This is a genomic window from Microbacterium sp. F2, assembly GCF_052274505.1.
GTDB lineage: Bacteria > Actinomycetota > Actinomycetes > Actinomycetales > Microbacteriaceae > Microbacterium.
The window spans coordinates 147,708-170,728 of the sequence record NZ_JBNVBV010000003.1 but is presented as its reverse complement, the minus strand read 5'-3'; the positions used below and the strand labels follow the sequence as shown (position 1 = coordinate 170,728).

The window sequence follows — 23,021 nt, the reverse complement described above, 5'->3', positions numbered from 1 at the left end:
GCGCGCACGGCTGTCGCTGTCGCTGCGCGAACCGATGCCGTGCTGCGGGTGCGCTCGAGCTTCGACGACAGCGAGGCGTCAGTACAGATCGCCGACCTCGACACGCTGTTCAGGGGCCCCGCCCCGGCCTCGGTGCCCGAGTGGACGACCTACCCCCTCGGCGTCGCGTGGGCGCTGCTGCACGCGGCGCCCGACACGGCGCGGCCGCACGGGCTGGACCTCGCGATCGCGTCATCGGTTCCCGTGGGCGCCGGGCTGTCGTCATCCGCCGCCATCGAGTGCGCCGTCGCCGTGGCGTTGAACGAGCTGTGGGGCGCCGAGCTCAGCGCAAAGGACCTCGCGCGCGTGGGCCGTATCGCCGAGAACGATGCAGTGGGCGCACCGACGGGGATCATGGACCAGACCGCGTCAATGCTCGGCGAAGCCGATGCCGCGGTCTTCCTCGATTGCCGCACGCTCACCACCGAGATCGTGCCCCTGGGGCTGGAGGCAGCCGACCTCGAGGTCCTCGTGATCGACACTCTCGTGACCCACGCACATTCCACCGGCGGGTATCGCGAGCGCCGCGCATCGTGCGAACAGGGGGCGGCGGCGATGGATGTCGCGATGCTGCGCGATCTGGCCCCGGGCGACCTCGAGCGGGCGGCATCCGTCATGGACGAGGTGACCCTGCGCCGGGTGCGGCACGTCGTCACCGAGAACGCCCGCGTGCTCGAGACCGTTCGCGTCCTGCGCGAGTCCGGCCCGCGAGCCATCGGCGAACTCTTGCTGGCCTCGCACGCGTCAATGCGCGACGATTTCGAGATCTCGGTCCCCGAGCTGGACACGGCGGTAGAGGCGGCGATGTCGGGGGGCGCGATCGGCGCACGCATGACCGGCGGCGGCTTCGGGGGCGCGGCGATCGCCCTGGTCCCCCGCGACCTGCTGGACGCGGTGACGGATGCCGTGACCGCCGCGTTCTCGGCATCCGGGTTCCGCGCGCCGCGCATCTTCACCGTGCAGCCCTCGGTCGGCGCCCACCGCGACAGCTGACCGCAGCACGACAGTGACCGCTCCCCTCTCGCCGAGGTGGGCAGCGGTCACCGCGCCTACTGCTGCGGGGCGTTCGCCATCGCGATAAGGCCGTCGATCATTTCGGGGCTGACCTGATCGCCGGCCATCATCGACATCCGGCCGATGGGGAACGACATCATCATCTTGTCCATCGACACGCCCTCGGGCATGACGGACTCGAGATCATCCATCCCCGCCATCAGCTGCTGCATCGCCGCCTGCACCATCGCGCCGACGACCGGGTGCGCGATCACTTCGCCGAGCGACGATTCGCGCGACAGCGGGACCGCCACCGGGTCGCCCTCGACGGTCACCGTCGCCGAGCAGCGGATGTCGCGGCTCGATGCCCCGACCTCCACGGCGTACTCCCCACCCTCAACGACCCAGCCGTCGACACGGATGTCCCAGTAGGCGAGGTCCGCGCGGCGCACCGCGACCACGACCTCCCGGGACTCGCCGGCAGCGAGCGCCACCGATGCGAAGCCCTTCAGCTCGCGCACCGGGCGCTGCACCGCCGACCCCGGCAGCGAGGTGTAGACCTGCACGATCTCGCGACCGTCGCGCTGACCCGTGTTGGTCACGGTGACCGTCACTTCGAGGTCGCCGCTGTCGGTGATGCGGGCAGCGGCATCCGTGTACGAGAACGTCGTGTACGACAGGCCGTGACCGAACGGATACGCCACGTCGAGTCCCCGCGCGTCGTACCAGCGGTAGCCGACGAACAGACCCTCGCCGTAGCGGACGTGGCCGAATTCCCCCGGGAAGTCCAGGTACGCCGGAGTGTCCGACAGTCGCAGCGGAATCGTCTCGGTGAGCTTGGCCGACGGGTTCACGTCACCGAACAGCACGTCGGCAGTGGCCCCACCGCCGGCCTGACCGAGCAGCCACCCCTCGAGGATCGCGGGAACCTCGTTCGCGAACGGGAGAGCGACGACCCCACCGTTGGAGAGCACCACAACGACGTTCGGGTTCGCGGCACGGACGGCATCCAGCACCGCGAGCTGCTCGGCGGGCAGATCGATGTCGTCGCGGTCATAGCCTTCGGACTCAAGGCGCGCAGGCAACCCGAGGAACAGCACGACGACCTCGGCAGCGGATGCCGCAGCCACCGCCTCGTCGCGCAGGCGCACCGCCTCGGCATCCTCGACCTCGGCAGCAAGCGAGAACCCGGGAGCGTAGGCGACCTCACCGGTCGCGAGCGCGCGGATCTGCTCGATCGCCGTGTCCAGGCGGGTCGGGTTGATCAGCGATGAGCCGGCCCCCTGGTAGCGGGGCTTCTCGGCGAACGCGCCGACGACGGCAATGTTCGCATCCTTGGCCAGGGGCAGGATGCCGCCCTCGTTCTTCAGGAGCACGATCGAGCGGCCAGCAGCCTCGCGGGCGAGGGCATGGTGTGCATCGACGTCGAGGGGTCCTGCCACCGCGCCGGCCCCGGCCTGGGCCTTGCGAACAAGGTCGATGACACGGCCCGCAGCGATATCCAGCGCCGACTCATCGAGCTCGCCGGAGCTGACGGCGGCGACGAGCTCGGCATCCGTCCGCCCGTTCGAGGAGGGCATCTCGAGGTCGAGTCCGGCGGGAAGGCCCTTCACCCGCTCATTGACCGCACCCCAGTCCGACACGACGAGACCCTCGAAGCCCCACTCGTCACGCAGCACGCGCGTGAGCAGCCAGGGGTCCTCCGAGGCGTAGACCCCGTTGATCTTGTTGTACGAGCACATGACAGTCCACGGCTGGGCATCGCGCACGACCCGCTCGAACCCGCGCAGGTAGATCTCGCGCAGCGGACGCGGGTCGACGTCGGAGCTTGCCCGCATCCGATCCGTCTCTTGGTTGTTCGCCGCGAAGTGCTTGAGCGAGGTGCCCACCCCCTGCGACTGGACGCCCTTCACGAAGGCGGCGCCCAGCACTCCCGAGATCAGCGGGTCTTCGGAGAAGTACTCGAAGTTGCGACCGCACAGCGGCGAGCGCTTGATGTTGATGCCGGGGCCGAGCAGGACGGCGACATCTTCGATGGAGGTCTCGGCGCCGAGGGCCTGACCGACCCGATCCAGAAGCTCGACATCCCACGAGGAGCCCAGCCCCACCGCCGGCGGGAAGCACGTCGCCGGAACCGACGAGCCGAGGCCGAGGTGGTCACCGCTTCCCCCTTGCTTGCGCAGGCCGTGGGGTCCGTCGGTGACCATGATCGAGGGAATCCCGACCCGCTCGACCGGCTTGGTGTGCCAGAAGTTCAGGCCGCTGGTCAGCGACGCCTTCTCTTCCAGTGTCAGATCGGCGACGGTTGCGTCGGCGGCGATGCGGTTGGTGTCGGTCATGAGATTCCTTTCGAGGGGAGGGACGGAGCCCCGGGGCGCGATGATCCTGCCCCGGGGCGAACGGCTACTTGACGGACCGGATCGGCCAGACGGCGAGCGCGCCCAGGACGCCGAGAACGATCGCCACGGGGAACAGGCCTTGGTATCCGACTGTCAACACGATTGCGCCGGCGACCGCGGGCGCGAGAGTCTGCGGCAGCGTCGCGGCGATGTTCACGACACCCAGGTCCTTCGCGAACGACTTCGCGGAGGGGAGCACCTGGCTGATGAGCGCCGTATCGACGGCCTGGAACATTCCGAAGCCAAAGCCAGCGATGAAGGTCATGATGAACCACGCCGTGAGGTCCTGCCAGAACCACGGGAGAAGGAAGGCGAGACTCACGACCGCAGCGGAAGCGAACACGAAAGGCTTGCGGCGTCCGATTCGGTCCGAAAGCGGCCCGGATACCACGGTGGAAATCAGAATGCCCACGAGGCTCAGGAGACCAAGAAGTGGAATGACGGTCTCGGGCGACTCAACCCCGAAATAGTCGGTTAGAAGGAACAGCTGATACCCGGTTACCGCGAAGTAACCCGTGTAAAGCAGGAGGCGGCCGGTGAACGCCCAGAAGAAGTCGGGATGGGCGATCGGGTTGACCCAAAACGTGCGGAGGAAGTCGCCGAGCTTGAACGGCTCGGGTCGGATGTCGCGGCTGGAGTAGTCCGGGTTGAACACCACGAACAGGATCAGCATTACGAGGGCGAACACGGCGAAAGCGATGTACCCGACGGTGACGCTGTTGTAGAAGAACGCGCCGAGGATTGAGCCACCCAGGGCACCCACCATGAGCCCGATGCCGGTGAGCGCGGCGAAGGTCCCGCGACGAGCGACCGGCACCCGGTCGGGCATGACCGCTGATAGCGGCCCCTGTGCGAAGTTGAAGCTGATCTGCACGAGCGTCCACGCGATGACGACACCGAGGAACGAGTTCGCGAAAGCGAGCCCGACGAGGGCGAGCGAGCCTGCGAGAGCGCCGATAACCATCCACGGCGCCCGGCGGCCGAACCGCGTGCGGGTTCGGTCCGAGATCTGACCAGCGATCGGCTGGGCCACCATTGCGGCGAAAGCGCCGATCGTCGAGGCGATCGCGAGGTTGGCAACCTTGTCCGCCTCACCGAAGAGCACCGTGATCTGCTGCGGCAGCAGGATGCCGGGAATTGCACCCCAGAGCATGAAGATGCCGAGGTTGGCGGGGATGATCCACCACATCAGGCGGCGCAGGCCCTTGACCGGCGGCGGCGGGTCATCGGTACCGGATGCCGACACCATGAACGTGTTCTCGGTCATGGGCGCGGATGCTGCGACGAGCGCAGGATCGGCGGGGCTCAGCGGGGAATCAGACGGCGATGTCATGGCACAGACCCTTCGGGCGAGGACGGAGTCCGACGATGGACCCGACGAAAACCATATGACACTAGGTTTTGAAAAACAAGCATCATTGGGCACACTCATCTCATGGCACAGCGAGGTTCATACGCCAAGGGCGTGGCCAAGCGCGAAGAGATCCTCGAACGCGCCCTCGACGTGATCGCGACGGAAGGCTACGACGGCGCAAGCGTCAAGCGCATCGCGGAGGCTGTCGGGCTCAGTCAGGCGGGGTTGCTGCACTACTTCGACAGCAAGGAGGAGCTGTTCACTGAGGTCCTGCGCAAGCGTGATGAACACGACGGCGAACAGTTCGGTCTTCCGGATGGCAGATCCGGTGACGCCACTGCGATCGATGTCGCCGTGATCCGCGAAAGCTTCCTGCGCGTCATCCGTCACAACACAGAGGTTCCAGGGCTCGTCGAGCTCTTCTCCCGCCTCGCCGTCGAGGCCGCGAACCCCGAGCATCCCGCCCACGACTACTTTCTCGAGCGAGGCGAGGCGGTGCGTGATGGCTTCGCGCTGACGGCCCCGCCAGGCACCATGCCCCCCGATGTCTATTCCCGGATACTCCAGGCAGTCGCTGACGGTCTTCAGCTCCAGTGGCTCGTCGACCCCACCGTCGACATGGCGGGCATCGTCGACCAGCTCCTCGCCACCCTGCAGCAGAAGCCCGCGTCAGCATCGTGACCAATCCCGCATCCCGACCGGCCCGCGAGGCACCCGTCGTCGACACCACCGCCGGAGCAGTCAGGGGCCTGTGGGGCGATAACCCCGAGGCACCCTCTGCCGCCTTCCTCGGCATTCCCTTCGCGCAGCCACCCACTGGCGAGTTGAGGTTCGCAGCACCGGTTCCGGTCGAGCCGTGGACCGCTATCCGGGATGCGACGAGTTTCGGGGCGACGCCACAGCGCGGTCCCGTCGCCGAGGTCACCCTGATCCCCGAGCCGTCAGTGCCCGGAGACTCGACCCTGAACGTCAACGTCTTCACCCCGCGGCCCGGCGACACCGCGGCGCGTCTGCCGGTACTCGTCTACATCCACGGGGGCGGCTACGTCTCGGGATCACCGGCGAGCCCCTGGTATGACGGCGAGTCCTTCGCGCGCGACGGGGTCGTGACTGTCGTGGTGTCGTATCGGCTCGGTTTCGACGGATTCGGCCTCATCGACGGCGCACCGAGCAATCGCGGTGTGCGCGACTGGCTCGCGGCACTCGAATGGGTCCAGCGCGAGATCACCGCGTTCGGTGGAGACCCGGATGCTGTCACGATCGCCGGGCAGTCGGCTGGCGGTGGCGCCGTGCTGACGCTGCTCGGGATGCCGGCCGCCCAGCACCTCTTCCAGCGGGTCTGGGCACTCTCCCCCGCGCTCGGCGATGTGTCGCTCGCGCGGGCCGAGAACGTTGCGGCGCAGCTCGCCGAGCTCGCCGGGGTGCCTGCCACGCGCGACGGATTCGCATCCCTGGATCCGGATGTGCTGATCGGGCTACAACAAGAGGTCAGTGAGCGAGGCGGCACGCGACTGTCCAGCATCCGTGGTCTGCTTGCCGACGGACTTCCGTGGGGGCCGATGATCGACGGCGATCTGCTGCTGACCACGACACCGGAATCGATCGCATCGGGTGTTGGCGCCGATAAGGCGCTGGTCATCGGATCAACTGATGACGAGTTCACGATGATCACGGATGACGCGCGCACCAAACTCCGGTTCGTTCCTGCTGCGGTAGCGCTCGGTGCCCTCGGCATGGATCGCCACACCCGGCGCGGCTACCTCGCCGACAACGCCGAGCAGCACCGGCTCGGCACGGCGGCCCTGCTCGGCCGCTACGTCTCCGACACCGTCTTTCGTCGCGGCGTGGCTCGGATCGCGGCAGCCCGTGCCGCGGCGCCGACGTGGGCGTACCGCTTCTCGTGGGCCTCAACCCGCATCGGGTGGGCCTGCCATTGCATCGACGTTCCATTCTGGTTCGACGTCCTCGACAGGGATCGCGTCGATGCACTCACCGGCGAGAGCCCGCCCCCGTCTCTGGCGTATGCCTTGCACGGCGCCGCGTCATCCTTCGTGCGGGCCGGCGACCCGGGATGGGCGAGCTGGTCGGAGGAACCCGGACGCACCCGCGTCTTCGACATCACCGGGCCGGAGACGATCGCTGACGGCTACGCCAGCGTCCGAGCCCTGCTCTGACCGGCGCCGGCCGGCCTACGAGAGGGCCGGCACGACCTGGGTCTCGAACAGCTCGATGCCGGTCGTGTCATATGCCGCCTCGGGAAAGTAGTGGATGGCGTACCCGAGTCCATGGCTCGCGCGTTCCTGCAGCCGTTCAGCCACCTGTTCGGGAGTTCCGAATCCAAGCGATCCGCGGTACTCGGCCTCGATCCCGGCACGACGCTCGTCACCGACGAACGGCGCAAGGCGATCCAGGACCGCCCGGAGTCGCTCCTCGGCCTCGGCTTCGGTGGCGCCGACGATGGTGTTGACGTTCGAGGACTGGGTAATCTCGCCGGGGTCACGACCGAGCGCAGCGCAGTGCTCGTGCAGCACCGAGCGCTTGTGGTCGAATTCCTCGATGCTGCCCGCGAAGTTCGTGTACGACGCGTACTTTGCGGCGACCTTGAGGGTGACCTTCTCGCCGCCACCGGCGATCCAGAAGGGGATGCCGGCGGGCTGCTGCGGCTGTGTTGCTTGCAGCGGCTGTGTTGCTTGCAGCGGCTGTGTTGCTTGTAGCGGCTGGGGCTGCACAATCGCGCCGTCGACCTGGTAGTACTTCCCGTCGAGGGTTGCCGACCCCGTCGTCCAGGCCTGGTGCATGATCTCGACTCCCTCCCGCAGCATCGCGAGGCGATCGCGAACCTCCGGAAAGCCATACCCGTAGGCGCGCCACTCGTGCTCGTACCAGCCGCCGCCGATTCCCATCTCGGCGCGGCCGCCCGAGATGATGTCGACTGTCGCGGCAACTTTCGCGAGGTAGGCCGGGTTCCGGTAGCCCATGCAGGTGCACATCTGGCCAAGACGGATGCGGGTGGTCGACGCGGCGAAGGCTGACATCAGCGTCCAGGCGTCGTGCGTCGCCTCCTGGGTCGCAACGGGCACGGTGTGGAAGTGGTCGTAGACCCAGAGGGACTCCCAGGGGCCGGTATCGGCCCGCTGCGCCAGTCCGTTCATCGCTTCCCACTGCTGCGCGGGATCGATCCCGACGAGGTCGAGACGCCAGCCCTGTGGGATGAAGATTCCGAATCGCATAGCGCCAGCCTAGGTCGCCTCCGTGGGGGCCGGTCAGCTTTCGATGATCGTCGCGAGCGGCATCCGTTCTCGCATGATCGCGATCGCCTCGGGGTTGGCGTCGATGAGCACCGCGTCCCGTCCGAGCCCCTGGGCGACAGCGCCCGTCGTTCCCGATCCGGCGAACGGGTCGAGAACGGCTCCGCCCGGGCGCAGGGATGCCTGCACGATTCGTCGCAACACACCCTCGGGCTTCTGGGTGGGGTATCCGGTCTTCTCGCGTCCGGTCGTGGGAACGATCGTGTGCCACCACACGTCGGTGGGGAGCTTGCCGCGGGCTGCTTTCTCGGGCGTCACGAGCCCCGGGGCCATGTACGGCTCGCGATCCACGGCCTCGGAATCGAACCAGTAGCGCGCCGGATCTTTCACATAGACAAGGATCGTGTCGTGCTTGGTCGGCCAGCGCTTGCGTGTCTTCGCTCCGTAGTCGTACGACCAGATGATCTCGTTGAGGAAGTGGTCGCGGCCGAACACCGCATCCAGCAGCACCTTCGCATAGTGCGCCTCCCGATAATCCAGATGGAGGTACAGGGTGCCGTCGTCGGCAAGCAGACGCCACGCTTCGAGCACCCGCGGTTCGAGAAAGCCCCAGTAGTCGTCGAACCGGTCGTCGTACACGCGCAGGTCTCCCCGCAACCGCTCGTAGTCGCGGCCATGGAAGCCGCGCCGGGTCACGGATCCGGGAAGGGGCGCATCGCGCGGCGTGCTGGCCGATTCGACTGCCCGCTCACGCACGCGACCGGTGTTGAACGGAGGGTCGAGGTAGACCAGACCGAATGACGCATCCGGCAGTCCGCGCATCACCGACAGATTGTCGCCGTGATGGATCGTGACGGTCACGGAACCCGATGCAGCCACGCCTCGGTGGCGAACTTAGAGGCGACAAGAGCCTCCGCTTCGGCGTATTCCTCTTCGGCGATATGCCCGACCTCGGCGCCGTAGAGCGTGGTGAACGTGTCGGCGAGCGCCTGGATGATCGCCTCACGCGGCAGCCCCGTCTGGCGTCGCAGCGGGTCGACGCGCTTGGCAGCCGATGTCGTGCCTTTGTCGCTGAGCTTCTCGCGGCCGATGCGCAGCACGTCGGTGAGTACCTTGCCGTCCACGTCGTAGCTGAGGGTCGCGTGATGCAACACCCCACCGTTCGCGAGGCGCTTCTGCGCGGCGCCGCCGATCTTGCCCTCCGGACTCGCGATGTCGTTGAGCGGCTGGTATGTCGCATCGATCCCGAGGGACCGCAGCGCCTGCAAGACCCAGTCGTCGAGGAACGCGTACGAATCGGCGAAGGTCATCCCCGCCACCAGCGAGGCGGGAACCGAGAGCGAGTAGGTGATGATCGCGTCGGCACCCATGAGCATCGCACCGCCGCCCGAGATCCGGCGCACGACGTCATAGCCATGACGGCGCGCGCCCTCCGGATCCACCTCGTTCCGGTACGACTGGAACGACCCGATGACGACAGCTGACTGGTTCCATTCCCAGAGGCGCAGCGTCGGCATCCGTCGCCCGTCTCCAACGCGGGTCGTGAGCACTTCGTCCAGCGCGAGGTTCATGCGCGGCGAGACGGGGCGGTCGTGGACGATCTGCCACGAGAAGTCTTTCCACCCGGATGCCGTCACGAGCGCCCGGCGCACGACGGTGCCAACGGACTCGGGCGTGAACCCGAGAAGCTGCGCACCTTCGGGGAGAGCCGAGCGGACCGCCGCGGCGATCGTGGGGACATCGGCTTCGGCGGGAAGACCCGACACCGCCTCGTTGATCGCGACGAGGGCATCGTCCGGCTCGAGGAAGAAGTCGCCCGCGAGGCGCACGTTTGTCAAGCGCCCAGCTTCGACATCCAGGTCGACGACGACGAGCTTCCCACCCGGGACCTTGTACTCAGCGTGCATGGCACCAGCCTAGGAGGAGCCGCGCACCGTCAGTCGCGGACGGGGAAGCGGGCATCCAGCCACGCCAGAAGATCGGCGCGAACCTCGGCTTGCTGAGGCTCGTTGAAGATCTCGTGCCGCGCTCCCGGGTAGACGAGCGTGGTGACATCGGTGAACCCCGAGCGGGTGCGGTAGGCATCGGCGAGCCGGTGGTTGCTGCGCGGGCCGCCGACGGTGTCCTCGCGACCGACCATGATCAGGGTCGGCACATCGCGCTCGAGGTGACGACCCGGCTTCCCGATCAGGCGGAGCGTGTCGAGGGGACCGAAGAGCTTTGCCAGCGGAGTCGAGGTCGTCAGCGGATCGGTGAGGAACTGTTCGGCCACTGCCGGATCGGTCGAGAGCCATTCCATGCCGCCCGCGTCCGGCCCCTGCCACGGCGCATTCAGGTCACCCGAGTTCAGCGATCCTGGCCAGCGCAGCGCTGACCCGCTCAGGATGAGCCCGTCGATCGCCGCGGCATGACGGTTCACCAGGGTCTGCGCGAGGAACGAGCCCCACGAGTGACCGAGCAGGATGAAGGGAAGATCCGGATGCTCCGCCCTGGCCATCTCGCTCAACTGCCAGACCGCGTCGATCGTCGCGCGCAAGCCACCGGGGCCGAGCCGACCGAGGCGCTCGCTGCCGCCGTGCTGACGCATGCCCGTGCGGCCATGACCGCGATGATCGTCGGCGTAGACGATGAACCCGGCATCCGTCAGGGCACCGATCAGCGCGCTATAGCGGCCGGCGTGCTCGCCCACGCCGTGCAAGAGATGGATGACGCCGCGGGGGGTGGTGACAGGGGTGGCGAGGTCGTAGACGATCTCGACACCGTGCACGTCGGTGTACTCGGGCATGCCGGAAGCTTAGCGAGCCGGACGGAGGCTGATGCGCGACGCCTCTTGCGCCGAGGATGTAGCTAGATAAGCTAGCTACATGCAGAATCGTCGCTGGCTCGGCCTCGTGTTCATCAGCATCGCCGTCTCGCTGATCATCGTCGACTCGACGATCGTCAACGTCGCTATCCCGGCGATCGTCGACGACCTCGGGATCACCTCGACACAGGTGCAGTGGGTGCAGGAGGCCTACACGCTGGTCTTCGCGTCGCTCCTGCTCGTGTTCGGATCACTGGCAGACCGCTTCGGTCGCCGCCGCATCATGCTGCTCGGCGTCGTGATCTTCGTCCTCTCGTCGATCGCCGCAGCCTTCGCGCCCACCGGAGACCTGCTGATCCTCGCGCGCCTGGTCCAGGGCATCGGCGGTGCGATGATCCTCCCGACCACCCTGTCGCTGATCAACGCCACGTTCCGCGGCCGCGAGCGCGGGATCGCCTTCGCTGTCTGGGGATCGACGATCGGTGGAATGGCAGCAGTCGGGCCGCTGCTGGGCGGATGGCTGACCACCGCGTTCTCGTGGCGCTGGGCGTTCGGCATCAACATCCCGCTCGGCATCCTGATCATCATCGGCGTGCTGCTGACGGTCGCCGAGTCGCGCGACGAGAACACGCGCTCGATCGACCTCATCGGCGGCGCGCTCTCGTTCATCACGTTCGGTGCCCTCGTCTTCGGCCTCATCGAGGGCCGGACCCTGGGATGGTGGGCCACCGACGGCGACTTCACGATCGGGTCCTGGACATGGCCGTGGGCGCTATCTCCGGTCCCGGTCGCGTTCCTCATCGCGATCCTCGGCGCCGTCGCCTTCATCGCGTGGGGCATCCACCGCGAGCGCACGGGCCGGGTCTCACTCCTCTCGTTCAGCCTGTTCCGGATCGGCACCTTCCGAAACGGCAACATCGCGGCGATGCTCGTCTCGCTCGGCGAGTTCGGCATCATCCTCTCGTTGCCGCTCTGGCTGCAGTTCGTGCTCGGATTCGACGCGCTGCAAACAGGCCTGGTCCTGCTGGCACTGGCGGGTGGGTCGTTCGTCGCCAGCGGCGCTGCCGCCGCCGCGAGCTCGCGCATTCCGGCGGTGTGGGTCGTGCGCGTGGGCCTGGCCGCCGAGATCATCGGCGTCGTGTGGGTCGGGCTCGTCATCGCCCCGGATGCCGCGTGGGGATGGCTCATCCCAGCACTGTTCGTCTACGGGTTCGGGGTGGGTCTTGCCACGGCCCAGCTCACCGGCGTGATTCTCGTGGACGTCCCCGTCGAACGCAGCGGCCAGGGTTCGGGCACGCAGTCGACTGCCCGCCAGATCGGCTCTGCGTTGGGCATCGCGATCCTCGGCACCGTCCTGTTCACCAGCACCGCCGGCATCCTCACCTCGAGCCTGGCCGATAAGGGTGTACCGAGCGACCAGGCCGATCAGATCGTGACGGCGGTCGTCCAGAGCGCGGGCGGCGCGATCGCGCAGCTCGAGCAGTCACCGGCGACGTCGGCTGCCGCGGATGCCGCAAAGACCGCCTTCTCGGACGGCACGCGGTACGCAGCGTTCACCGCTGCCGGGTTCCTCGCCATCGGGCTCGTGGCAACCCTCGCGCTGCCATCCCGTCGACCCGATACCGACCAGAGCGAGCACGCCCCGCAGAACGCAGCGGGATAGACCGCAGGTCAGGCCCACACGACCCGCGGGCCACGGGCCACGGGCGATCCTCAGTGATCCTCGGGGTCGATCGGGATCGTCCGCTCCTCAGCGTCAACGCTCGCATGGGCGCGTGCACGGAAGGCAAGGGTGACGGCAGCTGCCACGACGCAGCCTGCGGCGATGATCAGCAGAGTCGGGAACAACCCGAGGCCTGCCTGCAGGATCGGGAAGAAGAATGTCCCGACCGCCGCTCCCGTCTTGCCCGCGGCAGCGGCGAAACCTGCACCAGCACCGCGGTTCTCGATTCGGAAAGCAACCGCGGGAAGCGCGAACGTCGTGGAGTTCGGACCCGCATTCATGAAGAGGTTGAACGCGGCAAACGCAGAGAAGACCAGCGCAAGCTGTATCGGCGAATCCTGAGGCAGGAAGTCGGTGAGTCCGAGCACGACGAGCCCCGCAGCCATGACGATAAAGCCCGTCGTCTGCATCACGATGAGCCCGAGCCTGCGAACCAGCAGGATCGCGGCGGCGAATCCGACGATCAGGAAGATGTCGAGGAAGGCCGCACCCTCAGTCGAGGTGATGTCGTCGGCGATGAACTGCGTGTTCGCCGACGACGAGAGCGCCAGCGCCGCTAGGATCGTCGGCGTGAAGACTCCGACGCCGTAGGTCGCGATGTCCATGAAGAACCAGGGGACCGCCGTCAGCGCCGTCGTGCCCCGCACACCCTTCGAGAAGAGCTGCTTCTGCTCGGCCCTGGTCACGCGCGCCTCAGTGGGTCGGACCACCCCGGCGACGGCGCCTTCTTCTGAGATCTCGCGGACTTCGTCGATCGTCAGCGCGCGCCCGGTGAACTGCGTGACCGAGTCGATGGCCTCGTCGTACCTGCGCACCGATGCGAGCCACATCGGACTCTCGGGGACGCCGCGCCGCAGGATGACGATGATCAGCGCCGGAACGACGCCGAACGCCAGCATCCATCGCCAGGCATCCGGTACGGGGTTGAGGGTGAGTACCAGCAGACCGACCAGAGCGCCCAGAAGCTGGCCCACTGCCTGAAAGCTGAAGGCCCCGATGAGCAGTCTCGACCGCAGGCGGTTCGGTGAGATCTCGGCGACGTAGCTCGAGGCAATCGGATAGTCCGCACCCACCCCGATGCCCAGGAGGAACCGGAAGAGGATGAGCCACCAGATGTCGGGGGCAAGAGCCGAGGCCAGTGCGAAGACCACGAACATCCCGAGGTCGATGCGAAAGGCGAGCTTTCGTCCGATGCGGTCCGAGATCCTTCCCATGACGGATGCCCCGACGATCGCCCCCATGATCGCCGCGCTGGAGACCATGCCGGTCTGCAGCGGCGAGATGTTCCACTCCGCAACGATGAGCGGGATCGCGACTCCCATGATGAAGAAGTCGAAGCCATCGAGCATGATGCCGAGGGCCGAGAGGATCCACACCTTTCGGTGGGTGGCGCCGAAGCGGAGGCGATCAAGGTGTCGGGCCATCCCGCGCGCTGACATGGCCCCCATTGTGGCCAGGCCCGCTTCCCACAGGGAGACGTCGCGGTGAACGGTGGGGGAACGTCGTCATTTCCTTAGCATGACTAATGAGCTATGCTAAAGATCTCATGCCCGCTCCCGCCTCGCCTCCGGACTCGCACCCCCTTGCCGGCGACGCATCGCAGTTGCGGATCGGTGTGTTCCGGTTCGCGCGGCGGATGCGCACCGAGCGTTCGGTCGACTCGATGAGCGACGGCCAGTTCGCCGTTCTGGCCGGCCTCTATCTCCACGGACCGCGCACCCTCGGTCAGCTCGCGGAGCGCGAGCGGGTCTCACCCCCATCGATGAACCGCACGGTCAATTGCCTGCAGGATGCCGGATACGTCCAGCGGTCCGCCGATGACAGCGACGGCCGCAAGGTCGTCATCACGATCACGGATAACGGCCGCGCCGTCGTCGATGAGACGACCCGTCGACGCGACGCATGGGTCGAGACTGTGCTCGCGGACGTCAGCGAGCACGACCGGATGACACTGGCCGCTGCCGCCGAGATCCTGCAGCGCCTGGCGGCGCAATGAGTACCATGTTCCGATCCCTCGGAGTCTTCAATTACCGCGTCTGGTTCATCGGCGCGCTCGTCTCCAACATCGGGGCGTGGATGCAGTCGACCGCACAGAACTGGGTGGTGCTCACGGAGCTGACCCCCGGCGACGCGGGTGCGGTCGGAGTCACGATGGCCCTCCAGTTCGGTCCGCCCCTCGTGCTGGTCGGACTCACGGGCTGGGCAACCGACCGGTTCGAGAGACGCCACATCCTTCTTGCAACACAGGGCGTGTCGCTCCTTCTTGCCACGGCGATCGGCATCCTCATCCTCACCGGCGCCATGACCCTCCCGCTCATGTATGCCTTCGCGCTGGGGCTCGGACTTGTCGCCGCCTTCGACAACCCGGCACGCCAGGCGTTCGTGTCCGACCTGGTCACGAAAGAGAACACCAGCAACGCAGTCGCACTGAACTCGGCATCCTTCAACGCGGCCCGGATGATCGGCCCCGCCGTCGCGGGCCTGTTCATCGTTCTGGTCGGTACCGGCTGGATGTTCCTCGTCAATGCGCTCACGTTCCTTGCCACCATCGGCGCACTCCTGGCGATGCGCCGACACGAACTCACGCCCCGCGCTGTCACCCACGGCCGCTCCCGCCTCTCAGACGGGTTCCGATACGTCGCCACCCGACCCGATCTAATCGTGGTCTTCATCGTCGTGTTCCTCGTCGGTGCGTTCGGCATGAACTTCCCGATCTACGCCTCCACGATGGCGCTCGAGTTCGGTGCGGGAGCCGACGGCTTCGGTCTGCTGAACTCGGTCCTTGCGATCGGATCACTGACGGGCGCCCTGCTCGCCGCCCGCCGCGACCGCGCTCGAGTTCGCGTTGTGATCGCCGGAGTTCTTGGATTCGCGGTGGCATCAGCAGTCTCGTCAGTCATGCCGACCTACGCCCTGTACGCGGTGACACTGGTGTTCACCGGGTTCACCGTCGTCACTATCCTCTCGACGGCCAACGGGTATGTGCAGGCCACGACTGATGCCCACCTGCGCGGCAGGGTACTCGCGATCTACGTCGCCATCCTGCTCGGAGGCACCCCGGTGGGAGCGCCGATCGTCGGATGGGTCGCCGACGAGCTCGGTCCGCGCGCCGCCATCCAGCTGGGGACCCTCGCGGCGCTCATCGCCGCTGCGATAGCGATCACCTGGCTCGTCTGGTCGGGGCGAGTGCACCGCGGTGGCAGGCTCCGTCTGCGACTTGACGAGACACGCCCGCTCTCGATCGTCACTCAGCCGATAGCGCAGGCTCCCGCACGGAACTGAGGTCGGCGATCGACTCAAGACACTCATGCAGGGCATCCCCCTATCGAGCACGTTGCGATCGAGCAACCAGTCCCGGCTACCCTCGAACAGTGATGACCTCACGCCACACGATCCACCAGACGAGCGTCATCGCGGCGCTGCTCGACGGTGTCTACGATGGCGAAACCACCGTCGGCAGCCTTCGCCGCCGCGGTGACTTCGGAATCGGCACCTTCGAAGGCCTCGACGGCGAGCTCATCCTTCTCGACGACACCTGCTACCGCATCCGCGACGACGGTACGGCGACGGTGGCCGCCGATGGCGAAGGGGTGCCGTACGCCGTCGTGACGCGCTTCGAGCCACACCTGAGTTTCGAGATCACCGGGCGGCACACCCGGGCAGAAGTCACCGCGCTCATCGACGAGAAGCTCGGCTCGGCGAACTACATGTACGCGGTGCGGGTCGACGGCGTCTATGAGCGGATGACGGTGCGTGCCGTTCATGTCCAGCAGCAGCCCTACCGCCCACTCGTGCAGGCGACTGCCGAGCAGAAGGTGACGGAGTTCACCGACGTATCGGGCACTGTCGTGGGATTTCGAACGCCGGCGTTCGAGGAAGGCCTGTCAGTTCCTGGCTACCACGCCCACGTGCTGCTCGATGAGCGCCGCAGCGGCGGACACGTGCTCGATCACGTCATGCTGCACGGCCGGGTGCAGGTGTGCGTGGGCACGGATCTGCATCTCGAGCTCCCCCGCACCCCCGAGTTCGCCCAGGCAAACCTCGACCCGGAAGACCTGCGCGAACAGGTCGACCGGGCCGAGTCCTGAGGAGGTCGATCAGCGCACGCTCACGGATGTCGTGACCGGCGTCGGATTGGCGAAGAGGTCGAGCACAGGACAGTGCGCATCGACGACCTCGCGCAGGCGCTCGTAGTCGGCGGCGCTCGCCGTGCCGCTCACGTCGATCGCGACCCGAACCGCAGAGAAGCCAGGGCGCACCGTCTCGTCCTTGCCGAACAGTCGAGCAGCGTCAAGGTCCCCTTCGGCAGTGACCTCGATGTGATCCAGCGGAATTCCGAGCGCGTGAGCGTAGAGGCGGAACACGACGACCTGACAGGCGGCGATCGCGCCGAGCGCGTACTCGACCGGGCTGGCGGCGGCATCGTCGCCGGCGAGCGCGGCAGGTTCGTCGATCACGAACTCGTGTCCGCCGGCACGGATGCGGGTCGCAACCGCTCCCTCGCCAGTGCCGCGGACGCGATAGGTGAGGTGCGACGCAGTGCGGTCGGCGTCGATCCGCGCTCCCCACGCGGATGCCGCAGCATCAAGGCGCGACGCACGCTCGGTAGCAAGGTCATCAGAGGTCGGGGTGAGAGTTGTCATGCCGCGACGCTAGATCCTCGACACAATCCGGAAAACTCAGCACGACACGCACCGTCATGCACCGTCACGAACCGACATCCACCGTCACGGACCGACATCCACCGTCACGGACGGTCGTGCAGTGTCAGATATCGTCACACCACTGCCCTGACGACGCCGGCTGCGGGGAGCAGCACGTCGTCGATGAGCGAGATGAGAAACTCCCGCGTAATCGGCTCGCGCTGCGCGAGCGTGCGAAACGACGACATCGCTGGCATGAGTGCCGCGAGGCGATCGACGTCGATGTCGGGGCGAGTCTCTCCACGGCCGCGCGCGCGCTCCAGCAGAATGCGGTTCGCCGCGATGCGCGGTTGCAAAATTGCCGCATACGCTGTGCGCGCCAGCTCGGGCTCCCGGGACATGAGGGAGAGGATCCCGCCCATGACATGCATCTTCCGATCGGAATCGGCAGCCGACGGCGCTCGTACGAGCGCGATGAGGTCACCGCGCAGCGTCCCTGTATCGGGCAGCTGCGCGGGGTCGAGATCGCGTTTCTTCATGCATGCCACGGCGTCGATGACGAGGTCAGCCTTCGACGGCCACCGTCGGTAGACCGTCGCTTTGCCCGCCCCCGCCCGCGCCGCGACCATGTCGATTGTCATCCCGTCGAAGCCCTGCTCAGCAAGGACCTCGATCGTCGCCTCGAGGATGTCAGCATCCCGAGACGCGTCGCGGGGGCGTCCCAGTCGCGCCCTGGCGCCGGCCGGCTGCGTCGCCTGCGGATCCATCGCACTCCCTCGTTTTCGAACACCCCCAGTCTACTTCAGGAACTGTTCATTTCCGATACTCTAGAGTTTCGTATACGCTAACGCCGTGACGACTCCCGACATCTCTTCACCGACGACCCCCGCCACCTGCCGCTGGTGGACGCTCGGCACCGTGGCCATCGCCCAGCTCATGGTCGTGCTCGACGCGACGGTCGTGAACATCGCGTTGCCCGCCGCGCAAGCCGACCTCGGGTTCTCCGACGGTGACCGCCAATGGGTCGTGACCGCTTACTCCCTCGCCTTCGGCAGCCTCCTGCTGCTGGGCGGCCGCCTCTCAGACCTCATCGGCCGCAAACTCGCCTTCCTCATCGGCCTGGTCGGATTCGCGGCCGCCTCGTTGCTGGGTGGTCTTGCCGTGTCGTTCGAGATGGTCGTCGCCGCCCGCGCGCTGCAGGGTGTGTTCGCGGCCCTCCTGGCACCCACCGCCCTTGCCGTGTTGACGACGACCTTCACGATCCCGCGGGAGCGATCCCGCGCGTTCGGCGTCTTCGGCGCGATCGCCGGCGCGGGAGGCGCTGTGGGCCTGCTCCTCGGCGGCTTCCTCACCGAACAGTTCGACTGGCGGTGGAACCTCACGATCAACGTCTTCTTCGCGGCGATCGCCTTCGTCCTGGCCCTGGTGTTCGTTCCCGCCGCATCACGGCAGGGTCCGCGCCCCCACCTCGACATCCCCGGCACCCTCCTGGCATCTGCAGGACTGTTCGCCCTCGTCTTCGGCTTCTCCCACGCCGAGTCGGACGGGTGGGATGCCCCGCTGACCTGGGGCTCGCTGGTCGCCTCGGCAGTGCTCCTGGTCGCGTTCGTGATCTGGCAACGCGTCACGACGCATCCGCTGCTCCCGCTTCCCGTGGTCGTCGACCGCAACCGCGGCGCATCCTTCCTGTCGGTCATGATCACCGGCGCAGGGATGTTCGGGGTCTTCCTGTTCGTGACCTACTACTTCCAGCTGTCGCTTGCGTACACCCCGATGCAGACCGGCGTCGCCTTCCTCCCGATGATCGTGATGCTCGTCATCGCCGCGCAGCTCAGCACGAACCTGTTGCTGCCGCGGCTGGGGCCGAAGATCCTCGTGCCCGCGGGGATGCTGCTGGCTGCCATCGCGATGGTGCTGTTCACGCGGCTCGATGTCGACAGCGCGTACCTCGACGCCCTCCCAGCCTTGCTCACGCTCGGCTTCGGTATGGGAACGATCATGCCCGCTGCGATCCAGACGGCAACCCTCGGGGTCGACCGCCGATACGCCGGCGTGTCCTCCGCCATGGTCAACACCAGCCAGCAGGTCGGCGGCTCCATCGGAACCGCGCTGCTGAACACCCTCGCCGCGACGGCCTTGGCCGACTATGTCGCCGCCAACCAGCCGGCATCCGATGCCGTGCTCGCTGACGCAGCTGTGCACAGCTACACCGTCGCGTATTGGTGGAGCGCGGCCTTCTTCGCGGGCGGCGCGATCATCGCGGCGTTCCTGTTCCGACGGAAGCGCTTCTCGGTGGCGAGCGCTTTCCACACCGACTCGACCAAGGCACCGGCTCTCGCCCACTGATGCGGGCCAGATCACCCGCGGGGTTCACGCCTCGCGGGTGATCGTCACCTTCACCGACATGTCGCTCTTGAACGGCCCGGCATAGACGCCCCGAACCGGCGGCACGTCGTTGTAGTCGCGGCCGCGTCCAACCAGGACGTGGCGGTCTCCGATCTCGGTGTTGTTCGTGGGGTCGAAGCCCTCCCACGATCCCGCGAACCATTCGACCCAGGCGTGCGACTCCCCCTCGACCGGAACGCCGACCTCGGCATTCACACTGGGGTGCAGATAACCCGAGACATAGCGCGCGGGAATGCCCACCTCTCGAAGCGCGCCCAGCACGATGTGCGCGATGTCCTGACAGACCCCCTTGCGCGCCTCCCAGGCTTCTGCCCCGGTGGAATGCACGCCGGTCACACCGTGGACGTACTCGACGGCATCCCCGATCGCCATCGCGATGGCGTGGGCGGCCTGGCCGGGCTGATCGTGTTGCGCGGCAATCGCCCGGGCGATCTCGGCCACCTCCGGATGAGGCTTGGTGCGTGAGGTCTGGCCGAGCTGCTCGACGACCTCGACCGAACGCGCCGCCTCCCGGCGGAGCTGATCCCAGGTGATGTCGGTGTGCTCGATCGGACGCGGGCGCACCTCCACGAGGGACCGCGCGGTGAGGGTCAGTGAGGCGTGAGGGGAGAGGATGTCGAACGAGGTCACGCGCGTACCGAAGTAGTCGACGTACTGATTGACCGAGGTCGACGGTTCGATGTCGAGCGATGCACTCAGCACGAACTGGCTGTCGGTGGAACCTGGCAGCATCCGCGCCTCGTTGTAGGACGCCGAGACGTCGCCCTGGTAGGCGAAGGCCGTCTGGTGTTCGATGCGCAGGCGCTTCATGAGATCTCTCCGATCCAGCTCGGCTCGGCCTGCGTCGGGAAGAAGCGCTGGCGGATCGCCTCCGATGCCTCGCGGGTGACGACCTGCACGCGCTCCATCTCTTCGGGAAGGTCGCTGAGGATGTCGGCCACGGGCTTGTACTCGAGCTCGTTGCGAATCCGTCCGAGCGCGCGCAGCACACTGTTGGAGTGTCCGACCCTGTCGGCCCGCGGGTCGATGGCCGACATGCACGCCTCCGCCTGCTGGATCGAGTAGATGATCGAGCGCGGGAAGAGGCGGTCCAAGAGCAGGAACTCGGCGGCGTTACGCGCACTCGGGATGCCCCGGTAGGTGCGCAGGTACGCCTCGTATGCGCCGCACGAGCGCAGAATCGTCGTCCACGACGGGCCGGATGCCTCGGTCAGGGATCGCGTGGCGAGGAGCCGCGCGGTCATGTCTGCGCGCTCGATGCTGCGGCCGAGCGTGAAGAACTGCCACGACTCGTCACGGCTCGTCGAGGAGTCGACGATTCCCACCGCGAGCGCTGCGCGTTCGCGCGCCCACTGGAAGAAGTCGTGCACCTTGTCGGTCTGCAGGCGCCGCGGCATCCGGGAGTTGGTGGTGTTCAGGCACTCCCAGAGTTCGGTCGAGACGATCTCACGCGCCCGACGTGCGTTTTCGCGGGCGGATGCCACCGAGTAGGCGATGCTCGACGGGTTCATCCGGTCGACGGCGAGCCGCTGCAGGACATCGTCACGCCCGACGAACTCCAGTCCATCCGGTGGAACGGATCCCATGACACTCAAGAGCGACCGACACGCAGTGTCTTCGTCGATCCACGGATCTTCCAGCAGCAGCTGCAGATGCACGTCCAGGATCCGGGCGGTGCCGTCGGAGCGCTCGATGTAGCGACCGATCCAGAAGAGGCTCTCGGCAATGCGGCTCAGCATGACGCACCGCCCTCAGCCTGCTGCTGCTGTTGCTCCTGCTGTTCGGTGTGCGTCCGGGGACGATCCTGCGGCGAGTGCGTCGGCTCGGTCTGTTCGGGGTAGATGATCGGGATCGCCTCGGTGACGGACGCCTGATCGGCGACGAGCCCGGCAAGCCCGTGACCCTGCCCATACTCGACGTGGGTCGGCGCGTCGCCTCCGACGATCCAGGTGTCCTTCGATCCGCCGCCCTGGCTCGAGTTGACGACAAGCTGTCCTTCGGGAAGCGCCACGCGGGTGAGACCGCCCGGGAGCACCCACACCTCGTCGCCGTTGTTGACGGCGAACGGACGCAGGTCTGCGTGCCGTGGCCGCACACCGTCCTCAACGAGAGTCGGGATGGTCGAGAGCATGACGACCGGCTGCGCGATCCAGCCGCGGGGGTCGGCAAGCAGGCGCTTGCGGAGCTTCTCAAGCTCGGCAGGCGAGGCATCCGGGCCGACCACCAGACCCTTGCCGCCGGAGCCGTCGACCGGCTTGACGACGAGCTCGTCCAGCCGGTCGAGAACCTCCTCAAGAGCGTTCGGGTCCTCGAGGCGCCAGGTGTCGACGTTTTTGAGGATCGGCTCTTCCGCGAGGTAGTAGCGGATGAGGTCGGGCACGTAGGTGTAGAGCAGTTTGTCGTCGGCGACGCCGTTGCCCACGGCGTTGGCGATCGTGACGTTGCCCAGGCGAGCCGCCAGCAGCAGGCCCGGAGCTCCGAGCATCGAGTCGGCGCGGAACTGCAGCGGGTCAAGGAAGTCGTCGTCGACCCGCCGGTAGATGACGTCGACGCGCTGCGGTCCGCGGGTGGTGCGCATGAAGACCTTGCCGCCGATGCAGACGAGATCCCGACCCTCGACGAGCTCGACGCCCATGAGCCGGGCCAGCAGTGTGTGCTCGAAGTACGCCGAGTTGTAGACGCCGGGAGTGAGGACGACGACGTTGGGGTCCTCGATGCCGGGGGGTGCCGAAGCGCGCAGCGCCCCGAGCAGTTTGTTGGGGTAGTCGCCGACCGGGCGCACGCGCATGGACACGAACAGCTCGGGGAGAGTCTGGGCCATCACTCGCCGGTTCGAGATGACGTAGCTCACACCGGATGGCACACGGACGTTGTCTTCGAGCACCCGCATCTCGCCGTGTTCGTCGCGGATGAGGTCGATCCCCGACACCTGGATGCGGACACCGTTGGCACTGTGGATCCCGGCCGCTTGGCGGTAGTAGTACTGCGAGGACGCGATCAGCGCCGCCGGCAGCACACCGTCGCGCACGCAGTGCTGGCGACCGTAGGCGTCGTCGAGGAACGCTTCGAGCGCGCGGACGCGCTGCGAGACTCCAGCCTCCACGCGCGACCACTCGTCGTAGGGGATGACACGGGGCACGGCATCCAGCGGGAACGGGCGCTCCTCACCCGCGAAGTCGAACGTGACGCCCTGTGCGAGGTAGGAACTTGCCAGCGACTCGGTGCGGCCGCGCAGCTCCTCCTGGGTCATCTGCGCGAGCGCCTGGTAGAGCTCGCGATACGCCCGTCTCGACTCGGCGGAGCCGTCCTTGGCCGGCGCAGACGCGAACATCTCATCGAACGGCGGGACGCCCGACGAGGTCTTCCGCGTCGATGCGGTGGAGCCGTATCCGTCGAACAGGTCACCCATGGGT

General features: G+C 67.2%; 20 protein-coding genes. 8 read left to right on the top strand and 12 right to left on the bottom strand.

Annotation, left to right across the window (positions count from 1 at the left end; all coding sequences use genetic code 11):
- A partial coding sequence (galK, locus tag ACQVDU_RS08520) for a galactokinase (protein WP_443476864.1) occupies window positions 1–1,032 on the top strand: 1,032 nt, incomplete at its 5' end.
- 56 nt (window positions 1,033–1,088) lie between these two features.
- Here the strand turns inward: galK and ACQVDU_RS08515 are convergent.
- Both ACQVDU_RS08515 and ACQVDU_RS08510 read right to left on the bottom strand, forming a co-directional pair.
- Window positions 1,089–3,371 carry a glycoside hydrolase family 3 C-terminal domain-containing protein gene (locus ACQVDU_RS08515; RefSeq protein ID WP_443476863.1) on the bottom strand — a complete coding sequence of 761 codons (2,283 nt, stop codon included), beginning with the start codon at window positions 3,369–3,371 and terminating at the stop codon, window positions 1,089–1,091.
- Window positions 3,372–3,435: 64 nt separating this feature from the next.
- A complete protein-coding gene (locus tag ACQVDU_RS08510) occupies window positions 3,436–4,764 on the bottom strand; it encodes an MFS transporter (RefSeq protein WP_363493866.1) in 1,329 nt (442 codons plus the stop codon).
- A gap of 102 nt (window positions 4,765–4,866) precedes the next feature.
- Between ACQVDU_RS08510 and ACQVDU_RS08505 the strand changes: the two genes are divergently transcribed.
- The gene (locus tag ACQVDU_RS08505; RefSeq protein ID WP_443476862.1) at window positions 4,867–5,466 is read left to right on the top strand and encodes a TetR/AcrR family transcriptional regulator; all 600 of its coding nucleotides are present in this window, start codon (window positions 4,867–4,869) and stop codon (window positions 5,464–5,466) included.
- Window positions 5,463–6,959 (top strand): carboxylesterase/lipase family protein, encoded by a 1,497-nt coding sequence (locus tag ACQVDU_RS08500; protein ID WP_443476861.1) that lies wholly within the window; start codon window positions 5,463–5,465, stop codon window positions 6,957–6,959. The genes ACQVDU_RS08505 and ACQVDU_RS08500 overlap by 4 nt, the downstream gene beginning before the upstream one ends.
- 15 nt (window positions 6,960–6,974) lie before the next feature.
- Here ACQVDU_RS08500 and ACQVDU_RS08495 read toward each other — a convergent pair whose 3' ends face one another.
- The 4 genes from ACQVDU_RS08495 to ACQVDU_RS08480 are packed head-to-tail and all read right to left on the bottom strand — an operon-like array spanning window position 6,975 to window position 10,818.
- Complete coding sequence (locus ACQVDU_RS08495) at window positions 6,975–8,015, bottom strand: LLM class F420-dependent oxidoreductase (RefSeq protein WP_443476860.1); 1,041 nt, start codon at window positions 8,013–8,015, stop codon at window positions 6,975–6,977.
- A gap of 33 nt (window positions 8,016–8,048) precedes the next feature.
- On the bottom strand, window positions 8,049–8,855 hold the full coding sequence (locus tag ACQVDU_RS08490) for a DNA-methyltransferase (RefSeq protein WP_363494139.1): 807 nt from the start codon (window positions 8,853–8,855) through the stop codon (window positions 8,049–8,051).
- A gap of 35 nt (window positions 8,856–8,890) precedes the next feature.
- On the bottom strand, window positions 8,891–9,940 hold the full coding sequence (locus ACQVDU_RS08485) for a lipoate--protein ligase family protein (RefSeq protein WP_443476859.1): 1,050 nt from the start codon (window positions 9,938–9,940) through the stop codon (window positions 8,891–8,893).
- A gap of 29 nt (window positions 9,941–9,969) precedes the next feature.
- The gene (locus ACQVDU_RS08480; RefSeq protein ID WP_443476858.1) at window positions 9,970–10,818 is read right to left on the bottom strand and encodes an alpha/beta fold hydrolase; all 849 of its coding nucleotides are present in this window, start codon (window positions 10,816–10,818) and stop codon (window positions 9,970–9,972) included.
- 79 nt (window positions 10,819–10,897) lie between these two features.
- Here ACQVDU_RS08480 and ACQVDU_RS08475 point away from each other — a divergent pair, with 79 nt between their 5' ends.
- On the top strand, window positions 10,898–12,499 hold the full coding sequence (locus ACQVDU_RS08475; protein WP_443476857.1) for an MFS transporter: 1,602 nt from the start codon (window positions 10,898–10,900) through the stop codon (window positions 12,497–12,499).
- A gap of 50 nt (window positions 12,500–12,549) precedes the next feature.
- Here ACQVDU_RS08475 and ACQVDU_RS08470 read toward each other — a convergent pair whose 3' ends face one another.
- Window positions 12,550–13,998, bottom strand: coding sequence for an MFS transporter (locus tag ACQVDU_RS08470; protein ID WP_443476856.1), 1,449 nt, complete (start codon window positions 13,996–13,998; stop codon window positions 12,550–12,552).
- A 107-nt stretch (window positions 13,999–14,105) separates the two neighbouring features.
- Here ACQVDU_RS08470 and ACQVDU_RS08465 point away from each other — a divergent pair, with 107 nt between their 5' ends.
- The 3 genes from ACQVDU_RS08465 to budA all read left to right on the top strand — a co-directional run bounded on the left by ACQVDU_RS08465 (window position 14,106) and on the right by budA (window position 16,647).
- On the top strand, window positions 14,106–14,555 hold the full coding sequence (locus ACQVDU_RS08465; RefSeq protein ID WP_443476855.1) for a MarR family winged helix-turn-helix transcriptional regulator: 450 nt from the start codon (window positions 14,106–14,108) through the stop codon (window positions 14,553–14,555).
- 5 nt (window positions 14,556–14,560) lie between these two features.
- Window positions 14,561–15,841, top strand: coding sequence for an MFS transporter (locus ACQVDU_RS08460; RefSeq protein ID WP_331791912.1), 1,281 nt, complete (start codon window positions 14,561–14,563; stop codon window positions 15,839–15,841).
- Window positions 15,842–15,933: 92 nt separating this feature from the next.
- On the top strand, window positions 15,934–16,647 hold the full coding sequence (gene budA / locus ACQVDU_RS08455) for an acetolactate decarboxylase (RefSeq protein ID WP_292707826.1): 714 nt from the start codon (window positions 15,934–15,936) through the stop codon (window positions 16,645–16,647).
- A gap of 9 nt (window positions 16,648–16,656) precedes the next feature.
- Here budA and ACQVDU_RS08450 read toward each other — a convergent pair whose 3' ends face one another.
- On the bottom strand, window positions 16,657–17,202 hold the full coding sequence (locus ACQVDU_RS08450; RefSeq protein ID WP_443476854.1) for an OsmC family protein: 546 nt from the start codon (window positions 17,200–17,202) through the stop codon (window positions 16,657–16,659).
- A 134-nt stretch (window positions 17,203–17,336) separates the two neighbouring features.
- Window positions 17,337–17,969, bottom strand: a complete 633-nt coding sequence (locus ACQVDU_RS08445) for a TetR/AcrR family transcriptional regulator (RefSeq protein WP_331791913.1) — start codon at window positions 17,967–17,969, stop codon at window positions 17,337–17,339.
- An 85-nt stretch (window positions 17,970–18,054) separates the two neighbouring features.
- On the opposite strand from ACQVDU_RS08445, the gene ACQVDU_RS08440 reads away from it, so the two are divergent.
- The gene (locus ACQVDU_RS08440; protein WP_443476853.1) at window positions 18,055–19,548 is read left to right on the top strand and encodes an MFS transporter; all 1,494 of its coding nucleotides are present in this window, start codon (window positions 18,055–18,057) and stop codon (window positions 19,546–19,548) included.
- A gap of 24 nt (window positions 19,549–19,572) precedes the next feature.
- Here ACQVDU_RS08440 and ACQVDU_RS08435 read toward each other — a convergent pair whose 3' ends face one another.
- From ACQVDU_RS08435 to ACQVDU_RS08425, 3 genes are read right to left on the bottom strand one after another with little or no spacing between them, the layout of a single operon-like run.
- A complete protein-coding gene (locus tag ACQVDU_RS08435; RefSeq protein ID WP_443476852.1) occupies window positions 19,573–20,418 on the bottom strand; it encodes a transglutaminase family protein in 846 nt (281 codons plus the stop codon).
- Window positions 20,415–21,347 carry an alpha-E domain-containing protein gene (locus ACQVDU_RS08430; RefSeq protein ID WP_292707575.1) on the bottom strand — a complete coding sequence of 311 codons (933 nt, stop codon included), beginning with the start codon at window positions 21,345–21,347 and terminating at the stop codon, window positions 20,415–20,417. The genes ACQVDU_RS08435 and ACQVDU_RS08430 overlap by 4 nt, the downstream gene beginning before the upstream one ends.
- Complete coding sequence (locus ACQVDU_RS08425; RefSeq protein ID WP_443476851.1) at window positions 21,341–23,017, bottom strand: circularly permuted type 2 ATP-grasp protein; 1,677 nt, start codon at window positions 23,015–23,017, stop codon at window positions 21,341–21,343. The genes ACQVDU_RS08430 and ACQVDU_RS08425 overlap by 7 nt, the downstream gene beginning before the upstream one ends.
- Between the last annotated feature and the right edge of the window lie 4 nt (window positions 23,018–23,021).

Excerpts from the sequence above, each read along its gene's own strand:
- ACQVDU_RS08515 (WP_443476863.1), bottom strand. The coding sequence starts at position 3,371 with ATGACCGACACCAACCGCATCGCCGCCGACGCAACCGTCGCCGATCTG.
- ACQVDU_RS08510 (WP_363493866.1), bottom strand. The coding sequence starts at position 4,764 with ATGACATCGCCGTCTGATTCCCCGCTGAGCCCCGCCGATCCTGCGCTC.
- ACQVDU_RS08505 (WP_443476862.1), top strand. The coding sequence starts at position 4,867 with ATGGCACAGCGAGGTTCATACGCCAAGGGCGTGGCCAAGCGCGAAGAG.
- ACQVDU_RS08495 (WP_443476860.1), bottom strand. The coding sequence starts at position 8,015 with ATGCGATTCGGAATCTTCATCCCACAGGGCTGGCGTCTCGACCTCGTC.
- ACQVDU_RS08490 (WP_363494139.1), bottom strand. The coding sequence starts at position 8,855 with ATGCGCGGACTGCCGGATGCGTCATTCGGTCTGGTCTACCTCGACCCT.
- ACQVDU_RS08485 (WP_443476859.1), bottom strand. The coding sequence starts at position 9,940 with ATGCACGCTGAGTACAAGGTCCCGGGTGGGAAGCTCGTCGTCGTCGAC.
- ACQVDU_RS08480 (WP_443476858.1), bottom strand. The coding sequence starts at position 10,818 with ATGCCCGAGTACACCGACGTGCACGGTGTCGAGATCGTCTACGACCTC.
- ACQVDU_RS08475 (WP_443476857.1), top strand. The coding sequence starts at position 10,898 with ATGCAGAATCGTCGCTGGCTCGGCCTCGTGTTCATCAGCATCGCCGTC.
- ACQVDU_RS08470 (WP_443476856.1), bottom strand. The coding sequence starts at position 13,998 with ATGTCAGCGCGCGGGATGGCCCGACACCTTGATCGCCTCCGCTTCGGC.
- ACQVDU_RS08465 (WP_443476855.1), top strand. The coding sequence starts at position 14,106 with ATGCCCGCTCCCGCCTCGCCTCCGGACTCGCACCCCCTTGCCGGCGAC.
- ACQVDU_RS08460 (WP_331791912.1), top strand. The coding sequence starts at position 14,561 with ATGTTCCGATCCCTCGGAGTCTTCAATTACCGCGTCTGGTTCATCGGC.
- budA (WP_292707826.1), top strand. The coding sequence starts at position 15,934 with ATGACCTCACGCCACACGATCCACCAGACGAGCGTCATCGCGGCGCTG.
- ACQVDU_RS08450 (WP_443476854.1), bottom strand. The coding sequence starts at position 17,202 with ATGACAACTCTCACCCCGACCTCTGATGACCTTGCTACCGAGCGTGCG.
- ACQVDU_RS08445 (WP_331791913.1), bottom strand. The coding sequence starts at position 17,969 with ATGGATCCGCAGGCGACGCAGCCGGCCGGCGCCAGGGCGCGACTGGGA.
- ACQVDU_RS08435 (WP_443476852.1), bottom strand. The coding sequence starts at position 20,418 with ATGAAGCGCCTGCGCATCGAACACCAGACGGCCTTCGCCTACCAGGGC.
- ACQVDU_RS08430 (WP_292707575.1), bottom strand. The coding sequence starts at position 21,347 with ATGCTGAGCCGCATTGCCGAGAGCCTCTTCTGGATCGGTCGCTACATC.
- ACQVDU_RS08425 (WP_443476851.1), bottom strand. The coding sequence starts at position 23,017 with ATGGGTGACCTGTTCGACGGATACGGCTCCACCGCATCGACGCGGAAG.